Raw genomic sequence first — 24449 nt, 5'->3', positions numbered from 1 at the left:
AAATCTGAATCTCCTTGCCATCGGGGGGCGTACTCGACCGTGAAACCAACGCATTTATCCGTTTTAAAAACATGGATTTATTGACATCCTATAATATAAACCAAGCGTTTATGGCTCGGCCGGAGTCTCAATCACAAAAGGGATAACCCATTCCCCTCCGCTCGAAAGGGAAAGTAAAAAAGCCATCGTGACAAGAAGACCGGAAATCCATTTATTGATTGACCATCATACATTCGGCAAATACGCATTGATCACTTATTGTAGTCTGGATGAGATCGATTGTATTATCACCGATACCGCTTCAGGCAAAGCGTGTTGGGATTATGCCGAACAACATCAGATCCGCCTTGTTGCCGCCGACCAATCCGACTGATGTCAAAACGCTTTTCCCCCTCTGCGAAGTTGCCGGCGATCACGATGCTGGCAACTTTTTTTCATTGCTAAAAAAACGCTTCGCGTGCTTTTGTCTGAACTTCAAGCATGGTCTATTTTAATTTTGTCAACATCCATTGTGACGAAACTATATTTTCATTTTGTTGAATCGAAAACCATCTCTTTTTACTATGGAGTTAACGGATCTTATCATCTTTTTAAAAATTTAACAGAGAGGGAGGATATCGATCATGGATGAGTCGCTTAAACAGGAAAATGATCTGAATCTCCGCGTTCGCATCCAGAAATTGGGGAGATTTTTAAGCGGCATGGTGATGCCGAATATCGGGGCATTTATCGCTTGGGGCTTGATTACGGCATTATTTATTCCGACAGGCTGGTTCCCCAATGAAAAGTTGGCTGAACTGGTTGATCCAATCATCAAATACTTGTTGCCCCTTCTCATCGGATACACCGGGGGCAAGATGGTTTACGATGTGCGTGGCGGAGTGATCGGAGCCCTGGCCACAATGGGAATTATTATTGCTACAGATATTCCCATGTTTTTGGGCGCGTTGATCATGGGCCCTCTGGGCGGTCTCGTGATCAAACTGGTTGACCGGCTTTTCAAAGGAAAAATTCCCACGGGTTTTGAAATGCTCGTCAATAACTTTTCCGCGGGTATTGTCGGTGCGATTTTGACCATTTTGGGTTTTATCGCCATCGGACCCATCGTCGCTGCCTTAACCCAGGCTTTGGCTTCCGGTGTGGAATGGATTGTGCATGCCGGACTGCTCCCGCTGGCCAGCATTGTGATTGAACCGGCCAAAGTGCTGTTCCTCAACAATGCAATTAACCACGGCGTCCTGAGCCCCTTGGGATTCAAGGAAGCATCAGCCGCCGGCAAATCCATCTTTTTCCTTCTGGAACCAAATCCGGGTCCCGGGCTGGGCATTCTGCTGGGCTACTGGCTGTTTGGCCGTGGAACCGCCAAACAATCAGCCCCCGGTGCAGCCATCATTCATTTCCTGGGAGGAATTCACGAAATCTATTTCCCGTATATCCTCATGAAACCCCGTTTGGTTCTGGCCGTGATCGCGGGGGGAATGAGCGGTGTATTCACCTTCCAAATCCTGCATGCAGGTCTGGTGGCAGTTCCATCGCCGGGAAGTATCTTTGCGCTGATCGCAATGGCTCCCAAAGGCGGCCTTCTGCCCGTACTGGCCGGGATTGTCGTCAGTACGGTGGTATCTTTCCTGATCTCCGCTGTATTCCTGAAAACCTCGGCAGCAGATAACGATGATTTGGCAAAAGCTGCCGATAAGGTACAGGAGATGAAAGGAAAGAAAAGCAGCGTAATGAATCAGGCCATTGCGCCACAAACAAAAGCGGCATCCGTTAAAAAAGTGGTCTTCGCTTGTGATGCAGGAATGGGTTCCAGTGCCATGGGCGCTTCCATCTTGCGGAAAAAATTCAAAGATGCCGGTATTGACGTCGAAGTAACCAATACCGCCATCAATGATCTGCCCGAAGATGCGGATATCGTAGTGACGCAAAAAACGCTGACCGATCGCGCAAAAACTAAATTACCCGATGCGGAGCACATCTCGGTCGATAATTTCTTGAACAGCCCCAGATATGACGAATTGACTCAACGGCTGAAAGAGCAAAATGAAAATAAACACTCGTGATCCTTCAGGTGTTCAGCTCTTTCGGAAAGTCTGAGGTAAGCCAATAATGCACATTTCATCAAGACAGCGTCATATTCTTGAAATTCTGTTGAGAGATGACGAAGAAAGCACTATCGGTAAAATAGCAGAAGAAATCCAGGTCAGTTCCCGCACCATTCACCGGGAATTGAAAGAGATCGAAAAGTTACTGAAAAAATACGAACTGACTCTCAGAAAAAAAGCCGGAACGGGGCTTTCCATTCAAGGATCGCAAAAGAAACTGAACGAACTGAAAGAAATGTTATTCCAGGCGGATCCTACGGAATACACGCCGGATGAAAGAAAAACGATTATCCTGTGCACGTTGTTGGAAGCGACGGAACCGCTGAAAATCATCTCGCTCGCCTATGACCTGAAGGTGACACCTGCAACGATCAGTCATGATCTTGACCAATTGAGCGATTGGATCAAGCGGTTTCACCTTCAACTGATCCGTCGCCGCGGATACGGTGTGGAGATCGCGGGAACCGAAGCGCAGAAGAGAAAAGCGATCAGCGCACTGATCTTCGAGAATCTGAAAGAATCGCAACTGATCGGTTTGTTGAAGGAGAATATCCAAAACAAGGCTCTTAAGAACATCGATACTGCGGCAGAGAGATTGCTCAATCTCATCCCTAAAGAAAAACTGTTGGCGATTGAAAACGCCTTGCAGGATGTGAACGAACAGCTTCCTCATCCTCTGGCGGACAGTGCCTTTATCGGGCTGGTCATCCATCTTTCTTTGGTGATTGAACGGATTGCGAAGGGAGAAAAGATCGATATCGACCCGCTTTATTTAAAGAAACTGGAAAGTACACCGGAGTTTCGGATCGCGGAACAGATCGTCGCACAATTGGAATCACATTTTGCCCTTCCTTTTCCCAAAGACGAAATCGGGTATGTCACCATGCACTTAAGAGGAGCCAAGCTGAGGCTTGCACAGACCGGCCTGCCGGAAGAAAGCAACGCGGAATTGACAGCCACTGCCAAAAAGCTGATTCACTTTTGCGAGGAAAAACTGGGGGTCATGCTCAGCGAAGACCGTTCGCTGCTCAAAGGCTTGATCACCCATTTGGAACCGGCTCTTCACAGAATGAAGGGAAACATGAAAATCCGGAATCCGCTGCTTGGCAAAATCAAAGAAGATTACCCGGACTTATTTCAGATCGTACAGCAGGCGGCGAGGGCAGCATTCCCCCGCCTGCATGTACCCGAAGAAGAAATCGGTTATCTCGTCATGCATATCGGGTCCTCATTGGAAAAAACAATGCGGGCCAAAAAACGCTTTCGCGTCCTGATCGTATGCTCGAGCGGGATCGGATCGGCAAAAATGCTGGCGAGCCGCCTGAAAAGCGCCATTCCGGAAATCCAGGTGCTGCGAAATGTTTCGGTGTTTGAAATCAACAAGATCGATGAAAAAGAATACGACTTTATTCTCTCGACAATCCCGATTCCATCCAAAAGCCCTGAGAAATACATCAGGGTAAGCCCGATGCTGACAAAAGAGGAAATTGAAAAAATCCATGCCTTTTTACATCGATACAAACCTGCATCGATTGCAAAAAAAATCGGTCATACACCAAAAAACAATCAATTGGACCAACTGGAATCCGTCCACTCGACACTTGGGCATGTGATTGATTTGTTGAAGCAATTTCATGTGATGGAAATCGAAAATCATGGGATGAGCTTGGAAGAGATCCTCCTTCAGGCAGCCGAAACACTGAAAAGCAAAGGAATCATCAAACAGAGTGAACCAATCGTCCGTCAGCTGCTCGAACGGGAGAAATTGGGCGGTTTGGGAATTCCCGATGCCAAACTGGGCTTTTTCCATTGCCGCAGCGACCAGGTAATTCGGATCTCTTTTTCCCTCTATCCACTCAGCCGGCCATTCCTGATCAAAGCGATGGATGAAGGGATGGTGGAAATTGATAAACTTCTTTTCATGTTAAGCCCTGTTTCCATTTCCCGTGAAGCAGTAGAGGTGCTGAGTGAGATCAGCGCATTGTTAATGGAGCCGGAAACGGTAAAACTTCTTGAAACCCATGATCAGGACCTCATCCGACAATATTTCGTCGAAAAGTTAACCCCATTTTCTCTGAAAAAAATCAACACCCGGGAGTGAGCAGAATGAGCATTTTATCCAAAGATAAAATTCTTATCAACCAAAAAGTAAATTCGAAGAAAGAAGCAATTGAATGCGCCGGACAATTGTTAGTTCAAGGAAATCATGTAACACCAGAATATATTGAGAAAATGATAGAGCGCGAGGAAGCAGTCACTACTTATCTCGGCAACGGCGTTGCCATTCCGCACGGCACAAATGATTCCAAAAAATGGATTCGTTCAACCGGAATCTCCATCGTTCAAATTCCGGACGGAGTCGATTTTGGCAACGGCAATACCGCTTATTTGGTGATCGGCATTGCCGCTGTCGGCGACGAGCATCTGGAGATTCTCTCCAACCTCGCCATCCTCTTTTCTGAAGAAGAAAATGTAAAGAAAATGGTTCAGGCTGATTCTGCCGATGAGTTGCTCGCCCTTGTGGAAGGGGGAATCTAAAAATGAAGGCATTGCACTTCGGTGCCGGAAATATCGGCCGGGGCTTTATCGGCTTGTTGCTGAACCACTCCGGATATGAAGTTTGTTTTGCGGATGTGGTTCAGGAATTGGTGGATGAAATCAATCGCAGGCGGGAATATATCGTCGAAATGGCTGATCACACCCGCCAACAGATCCGGGTAAAGGGAGTCCGGGCCATCAACAGCCGGGATCTCCATACCGTCGTAACAGAAATGCTCGATTCCAACCTGATCACCACCGCCGTCGGCCCCAATGTTTTGCAACGGATTGCTCCAACCATCGCGGAAGGACTGAGCGAGCGGTTCAAAAAAAATGCTCAACCGCTCAATCTGATCGCCTGTGAAAATATGGTCGGCGGAAGTTCCCTTTTAAAAGAAACTGTCTACCATCATTTAAGCGAAGCGGATCGGAAAAAAGCAGATGAACTGGTCGGCTTTCCAAATGCCGCAGTGGACCGGATTGTTCCATTGCAAAAGCACGAAGACAAACTTCTTGTCACGGTTGAACCTTTTTACGAATGGGTGGTTGACCGCTCGGCAATTGTCGGGGAAATCCCGGATATCAAAGGAACCACTTATGTCGATGATCTGCAGCCTTATATCGAACGCAAGCTGTACACGGTTAATACCGGTCACGCCACCGCAGCTTATCTCAGCTATCATTTTGGTTATCAGACCATTGCGGAGGGATTGCAAGATCCTTACATCCGGCAAGTAACCGAACAGGCGATGGCAGAAACAAGCCGCCTGCTCGTTGCCAAACATTCCTTTCAGCCGGAACAACAGGAGCAGTATCGAAACAAGATCCTGGATCGCTTCTCCAATCCCCATCTTGCTGATCAAGTGACAAGAATCGGCCGGTCACCCATAAGAAAACTCGGCCCTGATGACCGCTTGGTCGGTCCGGCCGTACAATCCTTAAACTATGGAATCATTCCCGAAAACCTGTGTATCGGCATTGCTTCCGCATTTCTGTTTGATTACGCGGGGGATGAGGAAGCCGTTCAAATCCAGAAAGACATCAAGGAAAAAGGGCTTGCTGAAACCGTTCAACTCTATACCAAAATCAAACCGGATTCCCCTTTATTCCCGCTGATTTTGGAAAAACTGGATGATCTGAAGGCCCGTAAAAACTAATCTTTCGTGTGAGAGGCGATTCGCGCCTCTCTTTTTTTTAAATTTGTGCTGCACTCCTCATCTGTCATGATGCTTGGTCTGTGATTATCGAAAATATCCCGAATAATAAGTCATAAAACTGTTTCAAAGCCGGAAAACATCCTTGATTTCCGATATATTCCCGCCTCAAGGCATGGTAAAATGAGAGATACCAAACAAGATAAATAAAGGAGTATTGACTGATGAGCAATGCACGCAAGGGCAAATGGATTCGCGATACATATGAAGTGTTGCAAACATTTCCCCTTCATCAGGGAACGATGTACTTCACCCGGATGCACTCCGGCGAGAATGACACCGGGACAGCAACCCGCTTTCTTCTGGCTGTCCAAGGCGTTACCCTGCCGCCGGATCTGCCGCCGGAAACGCTGTTGCAACGGGATGAAGCACGTTTTGTACCAGCAGAAGCGGTATTCGTGGAAAATGAGACATTATACTGGGTTTACCGCCAATTGCCGGAAAACTGGCTTGCACACCGGTTGCTGCCCGACCATCGTCTGCCGGAAAAGCAAATTGTCCATCTTTTGCAGCAGGTGATTCACGCTTTGATGCAGGCCGAACAACATCACGAATGGACTTTGCTCCATGCTGAAAACATTTTTCAGCACAAAGACGGACAGGTGCGTTTTTTGCACGGCGGGCCGTCCTGGCTGTCAGAAGCACCTCTTTCCCCTGCAAACGAGGGGCCCCGTGTCGGTCTGCTTGCCTATTCCCTGCTGACAGGGCAACGCACGCCAATCGACGTGTCCCATGAAAACCTCCGTTCTTTTCTGGACGAGCCGGCAGTAACTTCTGCTTGGAAACCTTTCCTCCGGCAAGCGTGGCAGCCTGCATCCGCCGTGAGTTGGAATGACCTATTGGCCTCATTGCAAAAGACGGAACAGTCACTTGTAAATCTGAGTGAAGAGAAACCGAAGATTGTCACCCAAACGAAGAAAACCGGGATCACCACACAGCCTGTCCCGCTCCCCTGGTGGAAACGCAAAGCCGCTCGTTGGATCGGAATCGCACTGGGTATCTACATACTGCTGTCAGTTGCGGGATGGGGAATCGCCGAGTGGATATCGGATACCCCCACTACAACAGTTGATCCTTATCAGGCGAAGCAAGCCGCTGACTGGTATGACCAATCCCAGACGGCCTATCAGGACAAACAATATGACCGTGCGCTGGATCTGGGCAAGAAAGCATTGGCAGCTGATCCGAGCAAAGAAAAATACTACCTTCATCTGGCCAAACTGTACCAGCTCCGCCAAGACTATAAAAACGGGGTTCAGATCATGAAACAAGCGGTCAAACGCTTCCCCGAAAATCCGGCCATACAAGATGGTTTGGCCATGCAGGCCTATTACGCCAAAGATTACGCGACGGCCAAGGCAGCCAGTGAAAAAGCGGTTCATCTGAATCCATCCCGATCCAGCTATTATCATCATGAAGCGAAAATTCTCAGTGCGCAGGGTAAATACACTGACGCCGTGGAGTTAATGAAAAAAGCGATTTCTTTGGATAAGAACCAGTCCTATTATTATTATGATCTTTCCATATATCAGTATCGCCTGGGGCAAATCGACGAGGCCGTCAAATCAGCCAAAACCGCAATCAGCATGGATCGGCAAAATGTCCGTTACCAGACGATGCTCGCCATCCTGTACTTGAAAGAACGCGATCTGGTGAATGAAGATCCATCGCTTTTGGCGGAAGAGCGAACAGCTCAAAAACAGAAATGGGCGCAAGAAGCAGCCAAAATTTTTAGTCCTCTGCTGAAAAAACATGTGCTGCACGCGAGTGAGTATTATTATGCATCCGTCGCTTTTTATTACACCGGCCAGCTTTCGCAGGCACTTGAGGCCATCCAGCTGGCGCTGAAAACGGATAACCGGCAAGCACTGTATCACTATCAATACGGGGTCGTACTTGCTTCCTCCGGCAAGAGAAACGAGGCGATCGCCGAATTTCAGCAAGCAACCCGCTTAGATGCGAACAATCCTTTGTATAAGCAGGCACTCACGCAATTTCAAAAAAAATAACCGCAACTTTTAACATATTTTTGACGACATATTCCAATTTCAATGAGATATGATATTATAGAAAAATAGGGAAGATGGGCAAAATTTGCAATGAGATGGGGAGTGAAATCCCATTGCGGACGTTAATTTTGACATTAGCCTTTCTATTCGTCTCCCTACCCGTTACATACGCCGCACCACTCGACGCTAACGAAAACGCGAATTCAAAATCGCTAACGGATACAGTAAAAGAGAGCGTCAAAGGTGTAACGGACGCGGTTCAATCCGTCGTTCAATTACCTGGGGATCAACCCTCCGGAGACCAGCCTTCCGGAGATGAACCTCCGGTCGTTGAACCTCCTGTTGTGGAACCGCCTGTAATTGATCCTCCTGTGATCGACCCGCCTGTAATCGATCCTCCCGTGATTGATCCGCCTGTCGTCGATCCGCCCGGGGATCAACCTCCTGGAGATCAACCGCCCGGGGACCAACCTCCTGGGGACCAGCCACCCGGGGATCAACCTCCTGGGGATCAGCCGCCTGGGGACCAACCTCCTGGGGACCAACCTCCTGGGGATCAGCCTCCTGGGGATCAGCCGCCCGGGGACCAACCTCCTGGAGATCAACAGCCTGGAGATCAACAGCCTGGAGATCAACCGGGTAATGGCGGACAGGACACCGAGCAACCTGTAAAAGTAGAAAAACCTTCTTACAATCCATCCACCATGGTGCAACCAGAAGAAATCCAGTTATATAAAGCGGCACCTTCTGAAACAAAAGAATTGCCAAAAACGTCAACTCCATACCCCAATCTGGCATTGGCAGGTGGATTGCTGCTCGTCTTCGGTGCACTGATGTATCGGTTCCGTCTGAAAAAGGCTGAGTAGCTTTGATACGCAAACTCGGGCTTTTACTGATGGTTGCAGGTCTTTTGCTGGTGGGTTGGAGCGGATACCATTGGTGGAAGGAAAGCCAGGTAGCCGTTTATGATCCAAAAACTGCTCTGGCATACACGCCCCGAACCAATGCCCTCGATCCGGCGTTAACCAAAGGAATTGCGCCGTATCCCGTTCCGCAGGTGGGCAAAGAGATGGGACAGTTGGTGATTCCCCGCATCGGTGCCATTTTGCCGATCATCGAAGGAACAGACGAAGATGAGTTGGCAAAAGGGGTGGGGCACTTCCGCGGGAGCGCCCTTCCCGGCGTCACCGGCAACTCCGTCTTATCCGGACATCGCGACACCGTATTCCGCCGGTTGGGCGAAGTGAAAAAAAACGACCTGCTGGTGGTAAGAACCGATGCCGGCACCTTTACCTACAGGGTGACAAAAATGTGGATCACCAAGCCCACGGACATCTCGGTACTCGATTCCAAACCGACACCGGTACTGACACTGACAACCTGTTATCCTTTCGGTTATATCGGAAGCGCACCGAAACGTTATATTATTGAAGCCGTATTAATTAAAATTGATACCAAACAGAAATAAAAGACATTCCCCATCTTCCTTCTTTCGGGCCTTGCGGCCCGTTTTTTTATGCAAATCATGGGCAACCGCTTTGGAAATACCTGGATTCAATAAATAAAGAAACCTGTAAACCCTCTCACTCGATCAGGCTTACAGGTTTTATTCCGTTATGTTCCTGATCAACGAAGATATTCTACCGATCCCACTTTGCAAACATCACCAGTGACCGAAAAGCCTCGTCGGAAAGCACCCGTCCCGCCAAAATATCCCGGTCACGGTCGGGATGCAGGCTCAACCGCGACCAGTGTTGTGCCGCCAGCATTCGTCTGCCGTCACCATCCGTCTGCAAATCGTGTTGGGCTTCCTCCAGGAGATGAACCGCACTGAATATATCGTACATCGCATCAGCCAGTTTCTTCGCCACCGCCGCCCGGGTCTGCTCATCACCGGAGAGGACATGCGTAATCAGGTGCTCAACGCGGCCGGCTGCTTCGGCAAAGGTTTGTTTCAGTTCCTTCAGTTGCGGATGTTCGATTTTTTCCAACGTCCGGCGAAGATCGCGGAGGAACGGAGCATCTCCTCCTTTTTCCAGGGTTTTCAGCACTTCGAGCGCCTGAATGTTGGCTGTTCCTTCCCAGACCGGATTGACAACCGCATCGCGCAGCAAACGGGGGGTTACGTATTCTTCAATATATCCGTTCCCTCCATGCAGTTCGAGGGCACGCTTCGCCGCTGACACTCCCAGCTCACTGCAGCGGTATTTCGCCAGTGAGAGCAGGATGCGCAGCAGTTTATAATCCTCCGCCGTCCCCGTTCTGTAGGTGTGCATAACGTCAAACCAGTGAACCATCTGCGCCACAACCGCCCATCCCGCTTCAATCTCCGTGATCATGTCGGCCAATGTTTCCTGCACCATGGGGAAGCGGTTGATCTTGCTGCCGAATGCCTCACGATGGCTGGTGTAAATGGCCGCCTCCAAAAAAGCCCTCCGTGCGATGGCCAGCCCCGCAAATGCAGTACCGAGCCGTGACATGTTCAGTGCTTCTGCCATGTACTTAAACCCTTGATCTTCTTCACCGATGAGATAGCCGACCGCGTTGTTTAAAATCAGTTCACCGCTGGCCACTGCCCTCACGCCCAGCTTGTCCTTTAACCTGCGGATCGAGACACGGTTCCGGCTGCCGTCGGGAAGCGTCCTCGGCAACAGAAACAGCCCCAATCCCTTGGTGGAAGGCTTGTCATTCACCCGTGCGAGCGTGATGGCAATTTCGGCATCGCAGTTGCTGGCAAACCACTTTTCCCCCGTCAGCAGATAATGATCCCCATTCTTGACTGCCACCGTCTGCGTTGCGCCCACGTCCGACCCGCCCTGGATTTCCGTCAGGAATGTACCTCCTTGAACCATTGTTTTTGGATCGGTCGAAGCCAAGCGGGGCAAAATGTTCTTTTTCTGTTCGTCTGAACCGAATTTTTCCAGAACAAAAGCGACCGACTGGGTGAGGCCGACCGGGCAGGTAAATCCCGGCTCCGCTTCGGATAACAAATAAATCAGAATGGAATTCACCAAAAACGGGATTTTTTCCGGGGCATTCCGGTCATAACGGTAAGATACCACGCCGGTGGCATACCCTTCCTGAACGGTCTTCAAATAGCCTTCATTGTACCAGACCTCGTTTATTTCCTCCCCTTTCCGGTTATACCGGATCAGCCTGGGTGCCCCTTCACGATCCGTATGTACTGCCCGCCGGTCAATCACTCCGGCCGCAAGTCCCCCGGTATGCTGAAACGAGGGCTCCACATACTCGTAAACCCCTTTCGGCAGGTACCGTTTCGCATAACGCGTGAGAATCGGATCGTCCGTATACCAATTGACATCATTGCCGCTTTCCCATTTTTCGTAATTGATCATCCCGTGTTCTCCTCCTTTTCTCCTGCTCCTACAGATTTCGGACCTGTTGTTTGAGAACCTTTCCACTGGCATTGCGGGGCAGTTCCTTTACAAACGAATAGATGCGGGGGCGTTTGTAATCGGCCAGACGAGTGCTTACAAATTCCCGCAATTCCGCCTCCGTTACCTCGCCTTTGGGAACGATCACCGCCTTCACGGTTTCCCCCCACTCTTCATGCGAAACCCCGACCACGCACGATTCGAGCACTCTCGGATGCTGAGCCAGCACTTCTTCCACTTCCCGCGGATAAATATTAACCCCGCCGGAGATGATCACATCCTTTTTCCGGTCAACGATATAGACGTAGCCATCCTCATCACGGCAAGCAATATCTCCGGTATAAAGCCAACCATCGCGAATCGCTTCACCGGTGGCCTGCGGGTTGTTGTCGTATCCGAGCATCAGGCTATCTCCTCTCAGGATGATTTCCCCGTATTCGTGCGGTATGGTATCGCTTCCATCTTCGCGCACCACACGCATTTCCATATTGACAACCGGGTACTTGCCGATGCTCCCCGCTTTGGTCTGATGTTCATGCGGACGCAACAGACACCCGTTGGGCCCCGCCTCCGTCAGGCCGTACACCTGATAGAAATTACCGTTTTGAAACGCCTCCTTTACCCGATGGTAAGAAGCCAATGGCATCGGGCCTCCGCCATAGGCAAAGACACGCATGCCAGACAGGTCAAACCGTTGAAGGTCAGGCTCTTTAGCCGCCAGCAAATAAGCGACCGGAGCCGCAAAAGTAAACGTGGTTTTTTCTTCGTGAATCCACTTCAGGAACGATCGCGGCGAAAAATCTCCCAACACGTGCGAGACTCCGCAATACAGCCCGCTCATGAAGAAACAGTTCAGCGGGGCGGAATGGGACAGAGGCATCAGAGTCAAAAGCCGGTCATCCCGCGTGAGTTGAAATTCGATGGAAATCGCCGAAGCCAGGGCAAGAATCCGTTCATGATTGAACAAAACCCCCTTCGGAACACCGGTTGTCCCCGAAGTGAAAAGAATCTCGCAAACCTCACGGGAAGAAATCGGGAGATCCAGATCGTCCGCTGCAAAGGACGAGGCGGAAACCGCTGCCTTCTCAATGCAAATCCGGTGTGACAGCGGATAATGTTCGTGCACCGCTTCAGCCGTTTTGGCAAACTCCTCGGAAAAAACAACCCCCTTCGCCCGGGAATTTCGCAAAATCACGGCAAGTTCGGCAGGCGTTAGGCGAACATTGACCGGCATCGCGATGCATCCTGCTTTGAGCAGGGCAAAATACGCGTAGAAAAAATGCTCATTATTGCGTACGAGAATCGCCATCCGGTCGCCACCCCCAACGCCTGTGGCCTGAAGCAAGCGGGCAACCCGGTTGGCCATCCGGTTCATCTGCGCATAAGTGAGGCGGTTGGTGGCACTGATAAATGCCTCCTTGTCCGGATCTTTTCTGGCGTTTCGCTCCAGCAATCCGTGGATGGTGGGTGAAGGTTGGCTCATTCCACTGCTCTCCTCCTGTCTCAATCCCTTGACATTTTTCTATTATAATAGTATATCAATTATTTATTTTCCGCTAATATCAATTATTATTGAATTAAAAAAATCCCCTTCGGATAAACAGTTTCACGCTACTGTTCACCCGAGGGGAAGAGTGCCGCGTCACTGCATTCACTTTTACAATAGATTCATGGGGATCTTCAGTTTGAGAACTTCAGCGTCTTCCAGGCAAAAAGCAGTCAGATCGTTTGATATCAATTCAAGTCTCTCATCTCCATAGCTGAATCGAAATGATTCTCACTTGTGGAACCCAAGCTCAATCCACCTTATTCAAATATCTTACATACGTCCTGTAAAACGGATCTGTCTCCGGATGATATCCTCTTATTCCATCCCAAGTGTAGCCAAGCACGATCTTTGCGTCGTTATATACTTTAAGTACATAGTCCCTTCTTTTTTTGGGTGTATTTCCCAACTGAGCAACCAGCTTTTCTTTTATCGGATGATTGCTCTCAACAAAATGCTCATTCCGTTTGATCAACTTCTCAATATAGATGGCGGACGGCAAACTGTCACTTTTCTGTTCATTGCAAAAACCATGGGACATAACCAAATTCCAAACTTCATCATGATGGATTAACTGCCGCGGGATAACATGATCGACATGGACGTCATCGCCATTCATAACCTCTCCGCAGTAGAAACAGACATTATTCTGATAACCGTTTAATACAGGTCTGTTTTTGGTAATATCAGTTCTTTTATAGCCATTTACCAAGTACATCCTGCGAATATCATTGACCAGTTGGCTGTTATTCCTTCTCATCTCAAAAGCCGCTTCCAAAAGATCCCACCGAGCATCCAATTCCTCTTTCAAGATTGAATGATTCTGCGATGAAAAAACCTCAAAAAGATGATCAGTCAAAATCAGCCCATCCTTGTCCCTTTGATAAAACTGGACGGGAACTGCTTGATTATAAACGGTATGAAAGGAGGAAATTACATTGCGGAATGCATTTTTTTCAACCTGTTCCACAGCAGTGCTCCGGTTGATCTTCCCCAGTTTATATAAATCAATAATTCTCTCCATCACGGATCTTCTTTTTTCATTAAATGATTGCGGCTTCTCTTTTTCAACTCTTTTTAAATACATTTCAAAAAAATCCTCTGCCAATTCAGACATCGTCACTTTTGTTTTTCCCTGTTGCGAGAAACGCATCAAAGAGTGGCCCAGTGCGATTTTATATGTTGCCTGATTTAATCCATAAAGAATAATGGCCCGCCAAAAATCTTCTTTCTTCAAATTGTTTATATTCATGCTGTTCCCCTCTGGCTGTTTGATTTATGTTGCAAAGAAAGAATTGGCGAAAAGATAAAACTCCCACACAAAACTTGCAAGTTGCTAAAAGGTTGATAAAATTATGGAGAATAGATTATACATTAACAAGATAACATAAACAGAAAAGAAATTAACATAAAATTATACAAATAAAAAATATAAAACTCGATTGAATTTGGTAAACTGCTAACATAAACTTGACCCACTCCCTTTTCATTGCCTCTTACAGGAGTGGGCTCGGCAATACTTTCGTAATCGGTTTGACTATTGAATATCCCTGCTTAATCATCATATCGGGAAGAAACTGGCTCTCTAATTCTTAATTCTTCCTAGTATACTTGTTTTTATCAAACCCCACAGCTTCATAATCTTCTGTACGGAAATCCCTTACAAACGGCGAAATGGACTCCGGTTTTGATCCATAATACATAATTCGCAAGGTATGTTTGGCCCTGGTCAGGGCAACATACAACAACTTCTTTTCATCACTCAAAATCTTATCCAAATCTTTTTTATATCCATCTGAAAACTGATTTTCTGCACACTTATTTAACTCTTGAATTCTCTTCTTCATAGGGTAATGATTCCGATCAAAATGAATTACAAAGACATGGTCAAATTCCAGTCCCTTAATACTGTACACATCAGTAAAGAAAACTGGTTTCTTCTCTGATTGATAATCAAATTTCCGTTTATATTCGTCTGTAGATATCAGAGAAAACCGTTGCTTTAAATAACGTTCGAGCGAGTTTGGAACCCCTCTGTTCAGCTCCTCATCATATCGATGAATAATAGCGATGGAAGCCGCCGGGTTTTGTTCATGGATAGAACGAATCTGTTTTACAATATCATCCGCCAGTTTTCTAAGTTCCAAATGATATGAAATCACAGGTTTTTCACCCTCGCGAACAAACACGAGATGATCCAACCGATCGTTTTCCACATCCTGAAATGTTAATGACTCAGCCAGGGACATAATCTGGCGGGTGGAACGAAAGTTTTGCCTCAATGTTCGGATTTTGCGACCAGTCAGATTCAAGCCAAGCGAGCTGTACGTATGTGGGGTGCTCTTATAAATGCGTTGTTTTGGATCTCCAGTCAGCACAATCCCTTTTTTGGTCAACTTTACCAAAGCAAGAATCTGCATGGGTTGGAGATCCTGCACCTCATCTACGAGGACATAATCATAGCGAAGTGCATCCGGGAGACGATCCATGATCCGCAGCAGATTTAACGCGTAATCTTCCAGATCCATATCATGATTGTAATCCTTTTTCATTCGTTCCTGGTAAATTTCAAAGATTCGAAACAACGTTTTTCGCTGCTGCGGGTAAGACGTGGATTCTGGCTGCGGCCGGTCCGTTCCACCTGCAAATAACTCTCTTCCCGGACAATGCCGTTAGCCTTCATCCACAGAATCTCATCCCCGATAAATCCAGCAGTATGCGTATTGTATAACCGTTGTTCGACAGGCATTTTTTTGTATTCAGCTGAATTCATCAAATTTTCCTTGATCGATTCGATTCTCCGGTACAGACGATCATTAAGCCTCTTTATCCCTCTAAGCGAAGTATCCACCGGCTTTACATGAGCAACTTTCATCTCTTTCAGTAATTGATAGGCCAGCCAATGAAATGTAAACAAATCCAAATGGTGTTTCTGTGTCAACTCCCGATATTTTTCTGAAGTTTTCAGCCTTTTTATTGTATCATCTAACAATGTTTTATTGAACGTGACATATAAAATCCGCCTCGGTTCCTGCTCTTGCTTCATCACTTTGAGCAATTTGTACATTAAAGTGATGCTTTTCCCACTTCCCGCGGAACCATTGATCAACAATTGGTCCTCTTCTTGTTGAATGATCACTTTCTGTTCATCAGAAGGATCAATCCCCGGCAACAGCCCTTCTGCATCAAAATAATTTTGCCAAGCTTTTGCAGTACGGAGAAAAAACTGAGTTCTGCTTTCACTTCTGGCTGCTGTACTTACCGTCAACTGTGAACTCCCCTTTATCGCAAATCATGAGATATGGGCACATGGCACAGTGAGATCCTGATTCTGCTTTAACGTGTGTTTCTTCAACAGATTGTAACCATTCTTGTAACCATTCTTTTTCATTTAAGCGATCACGTTCAAAAGCAAAATCCACCTTCCATCTTTTTGTCACCCGATAGCGGCTGTATAAGCGTTGCAATTTTTCCATCGCTTTGGGATAGGAGATATTCTGGAAAGATCGGTAAACAAGCAAATCCGTTTTAGAAGCAGTCTCAACCAGGTTTCTCTTCAATGTTTGTGTCCACTGGGGAAACAGAGGATCAAGATGTTCCTTTACTCCTTCTTCCCCTAATGCCTGCTGTGTGAACAAAGCACCCAAAATGGAGAAAACAATTCGTTGATGAAAATCAGAATCGTAGATTGGATGCAACTCAACCAAGCTATTAAAGAAAAACTTGCGCGAACAAAAATCCTGATCCAACCAGTAAACTGCTGGAATTTGACCAAGAAGATTTTTCGCATTGATCGGATGTTTTTCCTCACGGGAGGATAAATCTGGCAGTTGCAACTTTATTGATTGCGGATTCCAATAAGGTATTTCCTGTTGTTTACCATAAAGGGAATTTAGCAGCTCCAAAACTGAGCTTTCCTCATCATTGTCATAAACGCCTTGAATCCAGCTAAGTTGAACTTCTTTTTTCGCAAATGCCAGCAGGAAATAGAGTTGAAAATAAAAGTATGACAAACCTACTTGATTTAGCTGATAATGCGTGAACAGTGCAAGCAATACTGCATTGTACCGCACCGTATCTGTTTCAAACTGTTTTTTGCTCCATTCTTTTAACCATGAAAAAGTGAGGGGGGCTATTTCCACTTCAATTGAATAATCCTTCAACCCCTGTATAGACAAAGAAGTCACATGAATAAAATCGCTCTGCAACACCAATCCTTCAAGTTGATTTAAATTGTCCAAATCCTCTTCAACATTCGTCCTGCTTAAAAGGATATGGACACATTCTTTCAATTCTGCCCGGGACATGTTCCAAGATTCAAAAATGGTCGTCCGAAAAGCTTTATCCATTCGTTCTCTCTCTTCCGCATTGATGGGTAAATGCTCTTTAACCTTGTTATATAGCTGTCTAAGAAGTTGCATGTGTTTTTTTAAAGACATTTGTTTCTGTTCCTCGGGCAACAGCGAAAGAGCAATCTGGTTAAATTGTTTGAACAAATCTTGTAATTGTTTAAGGGTTACCGAATAGCGATTGCGGTGAACATAGGGAAAGACGCGAAACGGATTGGATAAATACATTTTGATCCGGCTGCGTCCCGTTCTTTCACGGGCCAATTGATCAAATTGGTCACTGGCTCCCCTTAGTTCCTCCAACCTTTGCAACCTTTCGATCGCTTCGTCAACGGTCTTGATCCCCTTCATATAAGGTTCGAGATCTAGCAAAAAAGAAATCGCTTCGATTCCACTCACATCGCGAACCATAATCCATCCTGACGTTATACACTCAAACAAATGCTCATACTCAATCCAGACAGTCTGATCTTCTCTTTTACATTCGTAAAGATGAAAGAAAAAGCGATTACATGGCAATTGCGTTAGGGGGAAACAGTTTTTTTCTTTGGTTGAGCCACTTGACATACTTCGTCGAAACATCTGATTTAATCTTTTTGAATTTGCTGCCAGGATTCTTCCTTTCTTATTTTTCTTATGATGTTGCATAAGAAAACGATTAAAATGAACCGGAGAAACAAACTGAAACAGTTCAATGTTCCGACTATCACTCACGTTTTTGAAATCGGATTTCCCCTCGACAAAAGAAGCCCAACGATTCCCCATAGAAATCGTCCGATCTGAATGTTTTTCCAGCCAGAACGGGGAACCGATTTTTTCGAAAACTTGTCTCCATGGCTTATACACATCAGGCAGTGATGCAATGTACGGGATGCGAAACACAACCTGAAACCCAGACTGAACACATTGGCAGAAGAACATCATCCGACTTGCATCCAATTGAATCATGTGGTAGACGTAAATGGCAGTAATCCCAGGAGAGAAGACCTGGCGTATCAATTTCCCGATGTCGATTTGCTGCCTGGAAAACAGCAAACGCTTAACCTGTGCATCTTTAAGCAACTTCTCCCAAACTTCATGAAACAACTTGCGCTCCGGAGTTTGCTCTTCTTCCAAAGGTTCCGCGGAAATGTTAAGACCGAGTTCAACCAGAAAACGAAAGCGATGGATCCAATCCTGAAGAAAATGATCCATACTTCTCTGGTATTGGTCTGGCAAAAGGTTTTCCAGGATCGCCCGGACTTTGGACTTTAAAAGCAAATCTGAGAAAGGGGAATTCCATTTAGGAAACAACTTTTGTTGCATCTGATCATATGTAAGAACTTGTTCCTTCGAATCAGATTTTTGAATAAGATAGGTGCGAAAAGAAGAGTCCCCCGTTACATGAAGCGCATTTTTTTCCAGAGAAAATGAATGAAAGTATTCATGTGGATTTTGATAAGTCTCGATTTTAAACAAAAACCGTTCCTCCCCATCCCAGAAGTTCTGCCCAGTTGGCAGGGCTATCATGGGTACAGGATTTTGGCCTGCCGAGGATCAATCCCTTTTTAGCCCTGGTCATTGCTACATAGAGCAAACGCGTTTCTTCCGCAACAAGTTCCAATTGCTCCTTTTTCTTTAATTCTGTATAAAAACTGTTGCGAATCGTCATCTCTTCCAATTTCACCTGATATGCCACTTGTGGTCGTTCTTCATTCATCTTCAAAAAAATATGGGGTCGCCCATAGACGAGAAACGGGGAATCCAATCTCGGCATGATCACATAGTCAAATTCTTATCCTTTCGCTTTATGAACGGTCATGCATCGAATCAGTTGAGAGCTGTTGTTTTCCAACTCGGGTACGGGTGGGTCATTCTCCTCGACATCGGTCTGGATATGAATCCTTAAAAAACGCTCAATTCCATACAGAGTTGCGATCCGGTCAGAAAAATGCTGTTTCAGGATATACAAAAGATACTCGAGACGACTCTGATACTGATACATCCGTCGGACGCACTGCTCCCAAAGGCTCTCTGGTTGAGCATCCGGACGATCACACTGGATTCGTTCCCACAATCGCTTCACATATTGTTGGGCCGGCTGCCTCTCTTGAATGATCTGCTCAAGCAAAATAATCGGTGGAACCTTGCGGCTTCGTTCCAAGCAATTTTGCCAGTAAGCATAATCAGGCTGTTGTTTCCAAATAGACCAAAGATTCTTTTTTTCCGGAACGAACTGCTTGATTATCATCTTTGGCGAAATCGTATTCTCACCATACGAAGAATTGTTTAATGAAAAACAGTTGGACGCTGACTGCGGCATTATCAAAAATCGGACGAGCATATACAGCTCCCGCACCGGCAGGGAACGGTAAAACTGTCCTTGTACTTGTCCTTCGCAGACAATCCCCCACTCCTCGCACTGCTCTACAATCTGTTGCACTTCTGCATTAGAACGTACCAAGATCGCAGTCTCTTTTCCTTCCAGTTTGAACAGTTGGTCTTTAAATACGGTTGCCAGATCCAATGCTTTAAACTGAATACCTTCCTCAGCTTCGTTTATCATCGCCAACAATCGGTCATTTGAATTGTAAAGAAAACCACGGACTTTCTCTCCCCATATTTGAAAAAATCCATCCATCTCCTTCAAAAGCTTACTGCTGGTACGATAATTCCTTATCAAATTTATTTCAGTAACCATAGCTGGATCCAAACCGCTGCGAAGTTGGTCAAACGCAGTATAGTCTGCGCCCCGAAAACGGTAAATGCTTTGTTTGACATCACCTACGACAAACAAATCGCATTTCATCAACTTATGTAACCACAATAAAAATTGGACCTGCATGAAATCCGTATCCTGAAACTCATCCACCATCACAGTATGAAACCTTTTTTTTAACTGAACATTATCTGTGTGTTGCAGTTCATATAATTTACGGATCAAGTCATTGACTTCCCAATTAGCCTGCTCTTGTTTCATTTTTTGCAGTTCATTCATACTGTTAACAATTACAAATTGCAGTAACTTATGAAAGCCTTTTTCATCCGATCCAAAATCCGTCTTTTGATAAAGCCATTCATGCAGTGATTGATTTTCCAACTTATCTACAACCGAAAGAACCGTCTGAACCAACAGATAATGACGAATCCTACCAAAAGTCTCATACAATTCTGGATAGGCTTGGGCAAATCGATCGATCCACTGTTCAATCAATGAACGTCTGGTTTCTAAAAACTTACGAATCCGAATGTTAGGTGGAAAGCCCAACTCCCTCCCTTCACGCTCAAACAGGTTTTTGGCAAAGGAGTGAATGGTGGACACATGTAAATCCTTGGCTTCATCCAACCAGTCCAAGTATTTATGATCAAGTGTCAATTCATAATACGCTTTTATGCGACGGTGCAAACGTCTTTTGATCACAGTAGCAGCTTCATTAGTAAAAGTGATCATCGCAACCTGATCAAATCGAAACAAAGGATTCACATGTTTTAGAAAAAGCAAACGGTTAATCATTACAGTTGTCTTTCCCGTACCCGCCCCCGCCATGACAAACAGATGGCGGCCCTCCAACGCATGCTCTGCACGATACTGCTCCGGATTGAAAGAGTAAAATCCATTCTCTTCCGCATGGTTACAGAGAAATTGAAACAATGTCGGATCAGTGATCTTACCATCCTCAAAGTAGACTGTTTTACCTGCATCTTCATTTCGATAAGGTACAGCAAACCACTGCATAAATTGATTTTCTCGCAAAGCATTCCATTTGGGATTATTTTCAATCCTCTCTAAATCATCAGATGTAAACAGATAAATTTTTATTCCGGACCTGATCCAGGATTCGATATTGGCCAGCAGTTCCGGAAATAGATCAAAGGAATAGATTATTACAGAATACTTGGGTGCTATCATCTGCTTTCCTCACTCTTCCTGAAATGATGTCGAATTAATCTCTACATTTCCAAACAGTTCTGCCAACCGACTGCCAAGCCAGTCAATCTGAATATTATCGATCCGTTCTATTTTTTCATCGTTCACATCATTTTCGAGCTTCCCCCAATAGACGCTGTCCAGTTGATAGTAAAAGTAGCAAAGATTAAACGAGAGTTTCGGATTATCTATTTTTCTTGGCATAAACCCCTATTTTTTAATTCGTATAAAAAGCGATATTTTTAGTATTAATAAATTATTTACTAAAAAAACTCTGTTTATATACAATATAAAAAAGATTATTTAAATTTTACCACAAAAAAATCAGGCTTAAAAGATCAGAAGCCACACGACATAAAATGAACCGGCACAATAAATACTTCGTTCATCCGAACACAAAACGGGTAAAACGCCTCAAAAACTGCATGGCATTGATCCGGTCTGAATCATCATTTCAAACCATTGGTTCATGGCTGGGCAGTTCGTTTAGGCCGGTTCTTCAACTAACATCCAGCTTCTGCTCCTCCTCCCCCCAACCCCGTCCCTTCTGATCACATCAAAAAATATTGCTCACGGATCTGAATTGCATTAAACTGAGATTGAAAATTCACAAAAATATTCCCCTGTTTATTCTTTTGTCAAAGGAAGATGTCCCGCTCCCCTCAATTTTGCTTGTCCCTGTTGATGTCACCGCAAGCGATCGCCAGTTTCATTTGCAGACCACCGATGCATGAAACAAATGAATAAAATCTACCCGGGAGGGAAATGCATGCAAATTCAACAGCCCTTCACCGTGGCGGATATGCTGAAACGCCCCACCTTTGCCAAAGCCAAAGTGATGGCCGGCTCCCGCGGTCTGAACCGACCGGTCCGATGGGTTCACGTGTTGGAGGTTTCCGATGCGGCCTCTTTTGTCAACGGGCAGGAACTCATTCTGACGACCGGTGTCGGTCTGGACGGAAAAGAGGAGTCAGTGTTTCACTTCGTCAAGCAGTTGGTGGAATGCGGAGTTTCCGGATTATGCATCGAACTGGTTCAGCGCTTCACGGACATCCCCCGCTCCATCCTCCAATACGCCGATACCTGTGCTTTTCCCATTATTGTTTTTAAAGAAGAAGTCCGCTTTATTGAGATCACCCAGGACATCCATGCCTGTCTGATCAATCGGCACCATCACCGGCTCGTTGCCCTGGAGGCGATTTCCAACCGATTTCTCCAATTAACGCTCCGGCCGCAAGGAACTCTGGGGATCCTCAAACTACTGCATCAGGAAACAGGATGCGCCGTATGGCTTCGCGACGATTGGGGAACGGACATCACTTTTCCGGAGTCATGCGAAAAAGAACGGTTCCTGAAAAAAGGAACATGCCGTCAGCCAATCATTGCCCTGGACATGCAGGTGGGGGAGCTGTACCTCGACTATCGCGGGGAGGCCAAAGAATACATCCAACTGATTCTGGACCAGGCAGCCATCGCCATCGCCCAGGAATTACTTCGCCGACTTTCCCTGGAAGAACGCCGTCTGAGAAAGGTGCAAAAATGGATTGATGATTGCCTGCATTCCGGACGGGCCGATATCCCTGCGCCTTTGTCATCGGTACTCTCATCGGGCGGAAAAATCGTCCTGGCCGCCGTCCATACGGATCTTCACTCTCTCTCTTCGCCGACAGAATGTCCCCTGTCTCATGAAGATATAGCCATTCTGCAATGGGTGCGTCGTGCATATTCAACCTTTGCGCGTTTTGGCATTCTTGGATGGTTTGCCTCTCATGGAGATCTGTGGTCCATCGTGCTGGCGGATGCTCAACCTTCCTCACCTGTTCCGTTCCTTCAGCGGATCCGGGAAAGTTTTACCCACTTGTTCAGGCAAACAGATTCCTCCTGCTTTAATTGTCAATATCACTGGACGGTCGGAATCAGCCGGATCTTTTCCAGCCTGTCCGAGGCCCCCGCCGCTTGGCAACAGGCGAAACAGGCGCTGAAGATCCGACCGCGGTTCGCTGCCCATGCGGCAAAAAGGAAGCCCGACCGCAAGCACGGCGAACGCTCACCTGATTGCCCTTTCCACCTTGTCTTCTACGATGACCTTCATACCTGGCAGTTGTTTTTACAGGTGGATCCCGCTGTTTTATCCGATTACATCAGCCACCAGATCGGTCCGCTTTTGGACTATGACCGCGAAAACGGAACCGAATTGGTTCATACACTGGAAACATTCCTCAATTCCGGACAGTCCAAGCAGCAAACGGCCAAGGCTCTGTTTATCCACCGGCAAACCTTGTATTACCGGCTGGAGCAAATCTCCTCTCTTCTCGGGGAAAACTGGGATTCACCCTCCCGCCGTCTCGCTTTGGACACCGCCCTGGCCGCCCGCAATTTTCTCAGATCCCAGGAAAACCGGCATGCCAGCCATCGAATAAGTAAATAAAAAATCGGGGGGGGGCTGAATCGGATCAGCCCCCGTATTTCCTTGTTTTCAGGGCAAGAGGTCCAACATTTCCCGATATGTCTCAGGCCGGCGGTCGCGGAAAAACTGCCAGGTGTCCCGAACTTCCCGGATTACCTCCCGATCCATCTCCCCGATCACCACTTCCTCCCGATCCCGTTCGCCGATTGCCACAAACTCACCGCGGGGGCTCACCAGATACGATTGTCCGTAAAACTCCCCCATATCCCAAGGTTTTTCCCAGCCGACCCGATTGATCGCCCCGAGGTAATAACCATTGGCTACAGCATGTGCCGGCTGCTCCAGCTTCCAAAGGTATTCGGAAAGACCGGCTACTGTCGCCGAGGGATTGAACACGATTTCCGCCCCGTTTAATCCCAACAGGCGTGCTCCCTCCGGAAAATGGCGGTCGTAGCAGATATAGACGCCCACCTTGGCAAAAGCCGTGTCAAACACCGGATAACCCAGATTACCGGGTTTGAAATAGTATTTTTCCCAGAAACCGCATCCGGCAGGACCGGCCTGTACCTGGGGAATATGCTGTTTGCGGTATTTGCCCAGAAATTTGCCGTCTGCGTCGATCACGGCGGCTGTATTGTAATAGACGCCGGGCAGTTCTTCCTCATATAAAGGAACGATCAGTACCACCCCAAGCTCTTTGGCCAGCTCTTGCATCAGGCGGGTGGTGGGGCCGTCGGGCACTTTTTCCGCAGCCGCATACCATTTGGGATTCTGTTCCGTACAAAAATAAGGCCCGTAAAAGAGTTCTTGCAGACAGATCACCTGTGCACCCTTGGACGCCGCTTCCCGGATCAACGGAAGATGTTTTTCGATGGCCGCCTTTTTATGAACCTCCACCGGCTCCCGGCCGTCCACATGATGATGAGCTTGAATCAAACCGATTTTGACTTTGGAACCCATCGTCCCACTCCTCCCTCTT

Annotated in this window: 18 protein-coding genes and 1 pseudogene; 9 read left to right on the top strand and 10 right to left on the bottom strand. The window is 46.8% G+C overall.

Annotation, left to right across the window (positions count from 1 at the left end; translation table 11 throughout):
- Window positions 1–118: 118 nt before the first annotated feature.
- The 8 genes and pseudogenes from I8U19_RS14630 to I8U19_RS14595 all read left to right on the top strand — a co-directional run.
- Window positions 119–373, top strand: a pseudogene (locus I8U19_RS14630) (DeoR/GlpR family DNA-binding transcription regulator); the annotation flags it as partial.
- A 250-nt stretch (window positions 374–623) separates the two neighbouring features.
- The gene (locus tag I8U19_RS14625; RefSeq protein ID WP_198056340.1) at window positions 624–2063 is read left to right on the top strand and encodes a PTS mannitol transporter subunit IIBC; all 1440 of its coding nucleotides are present in this window, start codon (window positions 624–626) and stop codon (window positions 2061–2063) included.
- A gap of 46 nt (window positions 2064–2109) precedes the next feature.
- Entirely contained in the window at window positions 2110–4206 is a 2097-nt protein-coding gene (locus I8U19_RS14620; protein WP_198056339.1) for a BglG family transcription antiterminator, read from the top strand.
- Window positions 4207–4211: 5 nt separating this feature from the next.
- Window positions 4212–4643, top strand: coding sequence for a PTS mannitol transporter subunit IIA (locus tag I8U19_RS14615; RefSeq protein WP_033101513.1), 432 nt, complete (start codon window positions 4212–4214; stop codon window positions 4641–4643).
- Window positions 4644–4645: 2 nt separating this feature from the next.
- The gene (locus tag I8U19_RS14610; protein ID WP_198056338.1) at window positions 4646–5800 is read left to right on the top strand and encodes a mannitol-1-phosphate 5-dehydrogenase; all 1155 of its coding nucleotides are present in this window, start codon (window positions 4646–4648) and stop codon (window positions 5798–5800) included.
- Window positions 5801–6021: 221 nt separating this feature from the next.
- The gene (locus tag I8U19_RS14605; protein WP_198056337.1) at window positions 6022–7866 is read left to right on the top strand and encodes a tetratricopeptide repeat protein; all 1845 of its coding nucleotides are present in this window, start codon (window positions 6022–6024) and stop codon (window positions 7864–7866) included.
- A gap of 405 nt (window positions 7867–8271) precedes the next feature.
- Window positions 8272–8538 (top strand): hypothetical protein, encoded by a 267-nt coding sequence (locus I8U19_RS14600; RefSeq protein WP_198056336.1) that lies wholly within the window; start codon window positions 8272–8274, stop codon window positions 8536–8538.
- A gap of 196 nt (window positions 8539–8734) precedes the next feature.
- Complete coding sequence (locus I8U19_RS14595) at window positions 8735–9334, top strand: class D sortase (protein ID WP_232331052.1); 600 nt, start codon at window positions 8735–8737, stop codon at window positions 9332–9334.
- Between the two features lie 172 nt (window positions 9335–9506).
- Here the strand turns inward: I8U19_RS14595 and I8U19_RS14590 are convergent, their stop codons facing one another.
- From I8U19_RS14590 to I8U19_RS14555, 9 genes are all read right to left on the bottom strand, one after another.
- Window positions 9507–11222, bottom strand: a complete 1716-nt coding sequence (locus I8U19_RS14590) for an acyl-CoA dehydrogenase family protein (protein ID WP_198056335.1) — start codon at window positions 11220–11222, stop codon at window positions 9507–9509.
- Window positions 11223–11250: 28 nt separating this feature from the next.
- The gene (locus I8U19_RS14585; RefSeq protein ID WP_198056334.1) at window positions 11251–12744 is read right to left on the bottom strand and encodes a class I adenylate-forming enzyme family protein; all 1494 of its coding nucleotides are present in this window, start codon (window positions 12742–12744) and stop codon (window positions 11251–11253) included.
- Window positions 12745–13057: 313 nt separating this feature from the next.
- On the bottom strand, window positions 13058–14059 hold the full coding sequence (locus tag I8U19_RS14580) for an HNH endonuclease (RefSeq protein ID WP_198056333.1): 1002 nt from the start codon (window positions 14057–14059) through the stop codon (window positions 13058–13060).
- 340 nt (window positions 14060–14399) lie between these two features.
- Window positions 14400–15359 (bottom strand): 3'-5' exonuclease, encoded by a 960-nt coding sequence (locus I8U19_RS17375; RefSeq protein ID WP_232337288.1) that lies wholly within the window; start codon window positions 15357–15359, stop codon window positions 14400–14402.
- The gene (locus I8U19_RS17370; protein WP_232337287.1) at window positions 15356–16075 is read right to left on the bottom strand and encodes a UvrD-helicase domain-containing protein; all 720 of its coding nucleotides are present in this window, start codon (window positions 16073–16075) and stop codon (window positions 15356–15358) included. Before I8U19_RS17370 ends, I8U19_RS17375 begins: the two co-directional genes overlap by 4 nt.
- Window positions 16047–18242 (bottom strand): hypothetical protein, encoded by a 2196-nt coding sequence (locus I8U19_RS14570; protein ID WP_198056332.1) that lies wholly within the window; start codon window positions 18240–18242, stop codon window positions 16047–16049. Before I8U19_RS14570 ends, I8U19_RS17370 begins: the two co-directional genes overlap by 29 nt.
- 364 nt (window positions 18243–18606) lie before the next feature.
- Window positions 18607–18918, bottom strand: a complete 312-nt coding sequence (locus I8U19_RS14565; RefSeq protein ID WP_198056331.1) for a 3'-5' exonuclease — start codon at window positions 18916–18918, stop codon at window positions 18607–18609.
- Window positions 18919–18930: 12 nt separating this feature from the next.
- On the bottom strand, window positions 18931–21045 hold the full coding sequence (locus I8U19_RS14560; RefSeq protein ID WP_198056330.1) for a UvrD-helicase domain-containing protein: 2115 nt from the start codon (window positions 21043–21045) through the stop codon (window positions 18931–18933).
- A gap of 9 nt (window positions 21046–21054) precedes the next feature.
- Window positions 21055–21267, bottom strand: coding sequence for a hypothetical protein (locus I8U19_RS14555; protein ID WP_198056329.1), 213 nt, complete (start codon window positions 21265–21267; stop codon window positions 21055–21057).
- A gap of 565 nt (window positions 21268–21832) precedes the next feature.
- Between I8U19_RS14555 and I8U19_RS14550 the strand changes: the two genes are divergently transcribed.
- Entirely contained in the window at window positions 21833–23491 is a 1659-nt protein-coding gene (locus tag I8U19_RS14550) for a PucR family transcriptional regulator (RefSeq protein WP_198056328.1), read from the top strand.
- A 48-nt stretch (window positions 23492–23539) separates the two neighbouring features.
- Here I8U19_RS14550 and I8U19_RS14545 read toward each other — a convergent pair whose 3' ends face one another.
- Window positions 23540–24430 carry a nitrilase-related carbon-nitrogen hydrolase gene (locus I8U19_RS14545; RefSeq protein ID WP_198056327.1) on the bottom strand — a complete coding sequence of 297 codons (891 nt, stop codon included), beginning with the start codon at window positions 24428–24430 and terminating at the stop codon, window positions 23540–23542.
- Between the last annotated feature and the right edge of the window lie 19 nt (window positions 24431–24449).

The sequence above is a fragment of the Thermoactinomyces sp. CICC 10523 genome (assembly GCF_016055105.1).
GTDB classification, from domain to species: Bacteria; Bacillota; Bacilli; order Thermoactinomycetales; family Thermoactinomycetaceae; genus Thermoactinomyces_A; species Thermoactinomyces_A daqus.
Note: the sequence above shows the minus strand (reverse complement) of the source record. Positions and strands in the feature narration are given on the sequence as shown.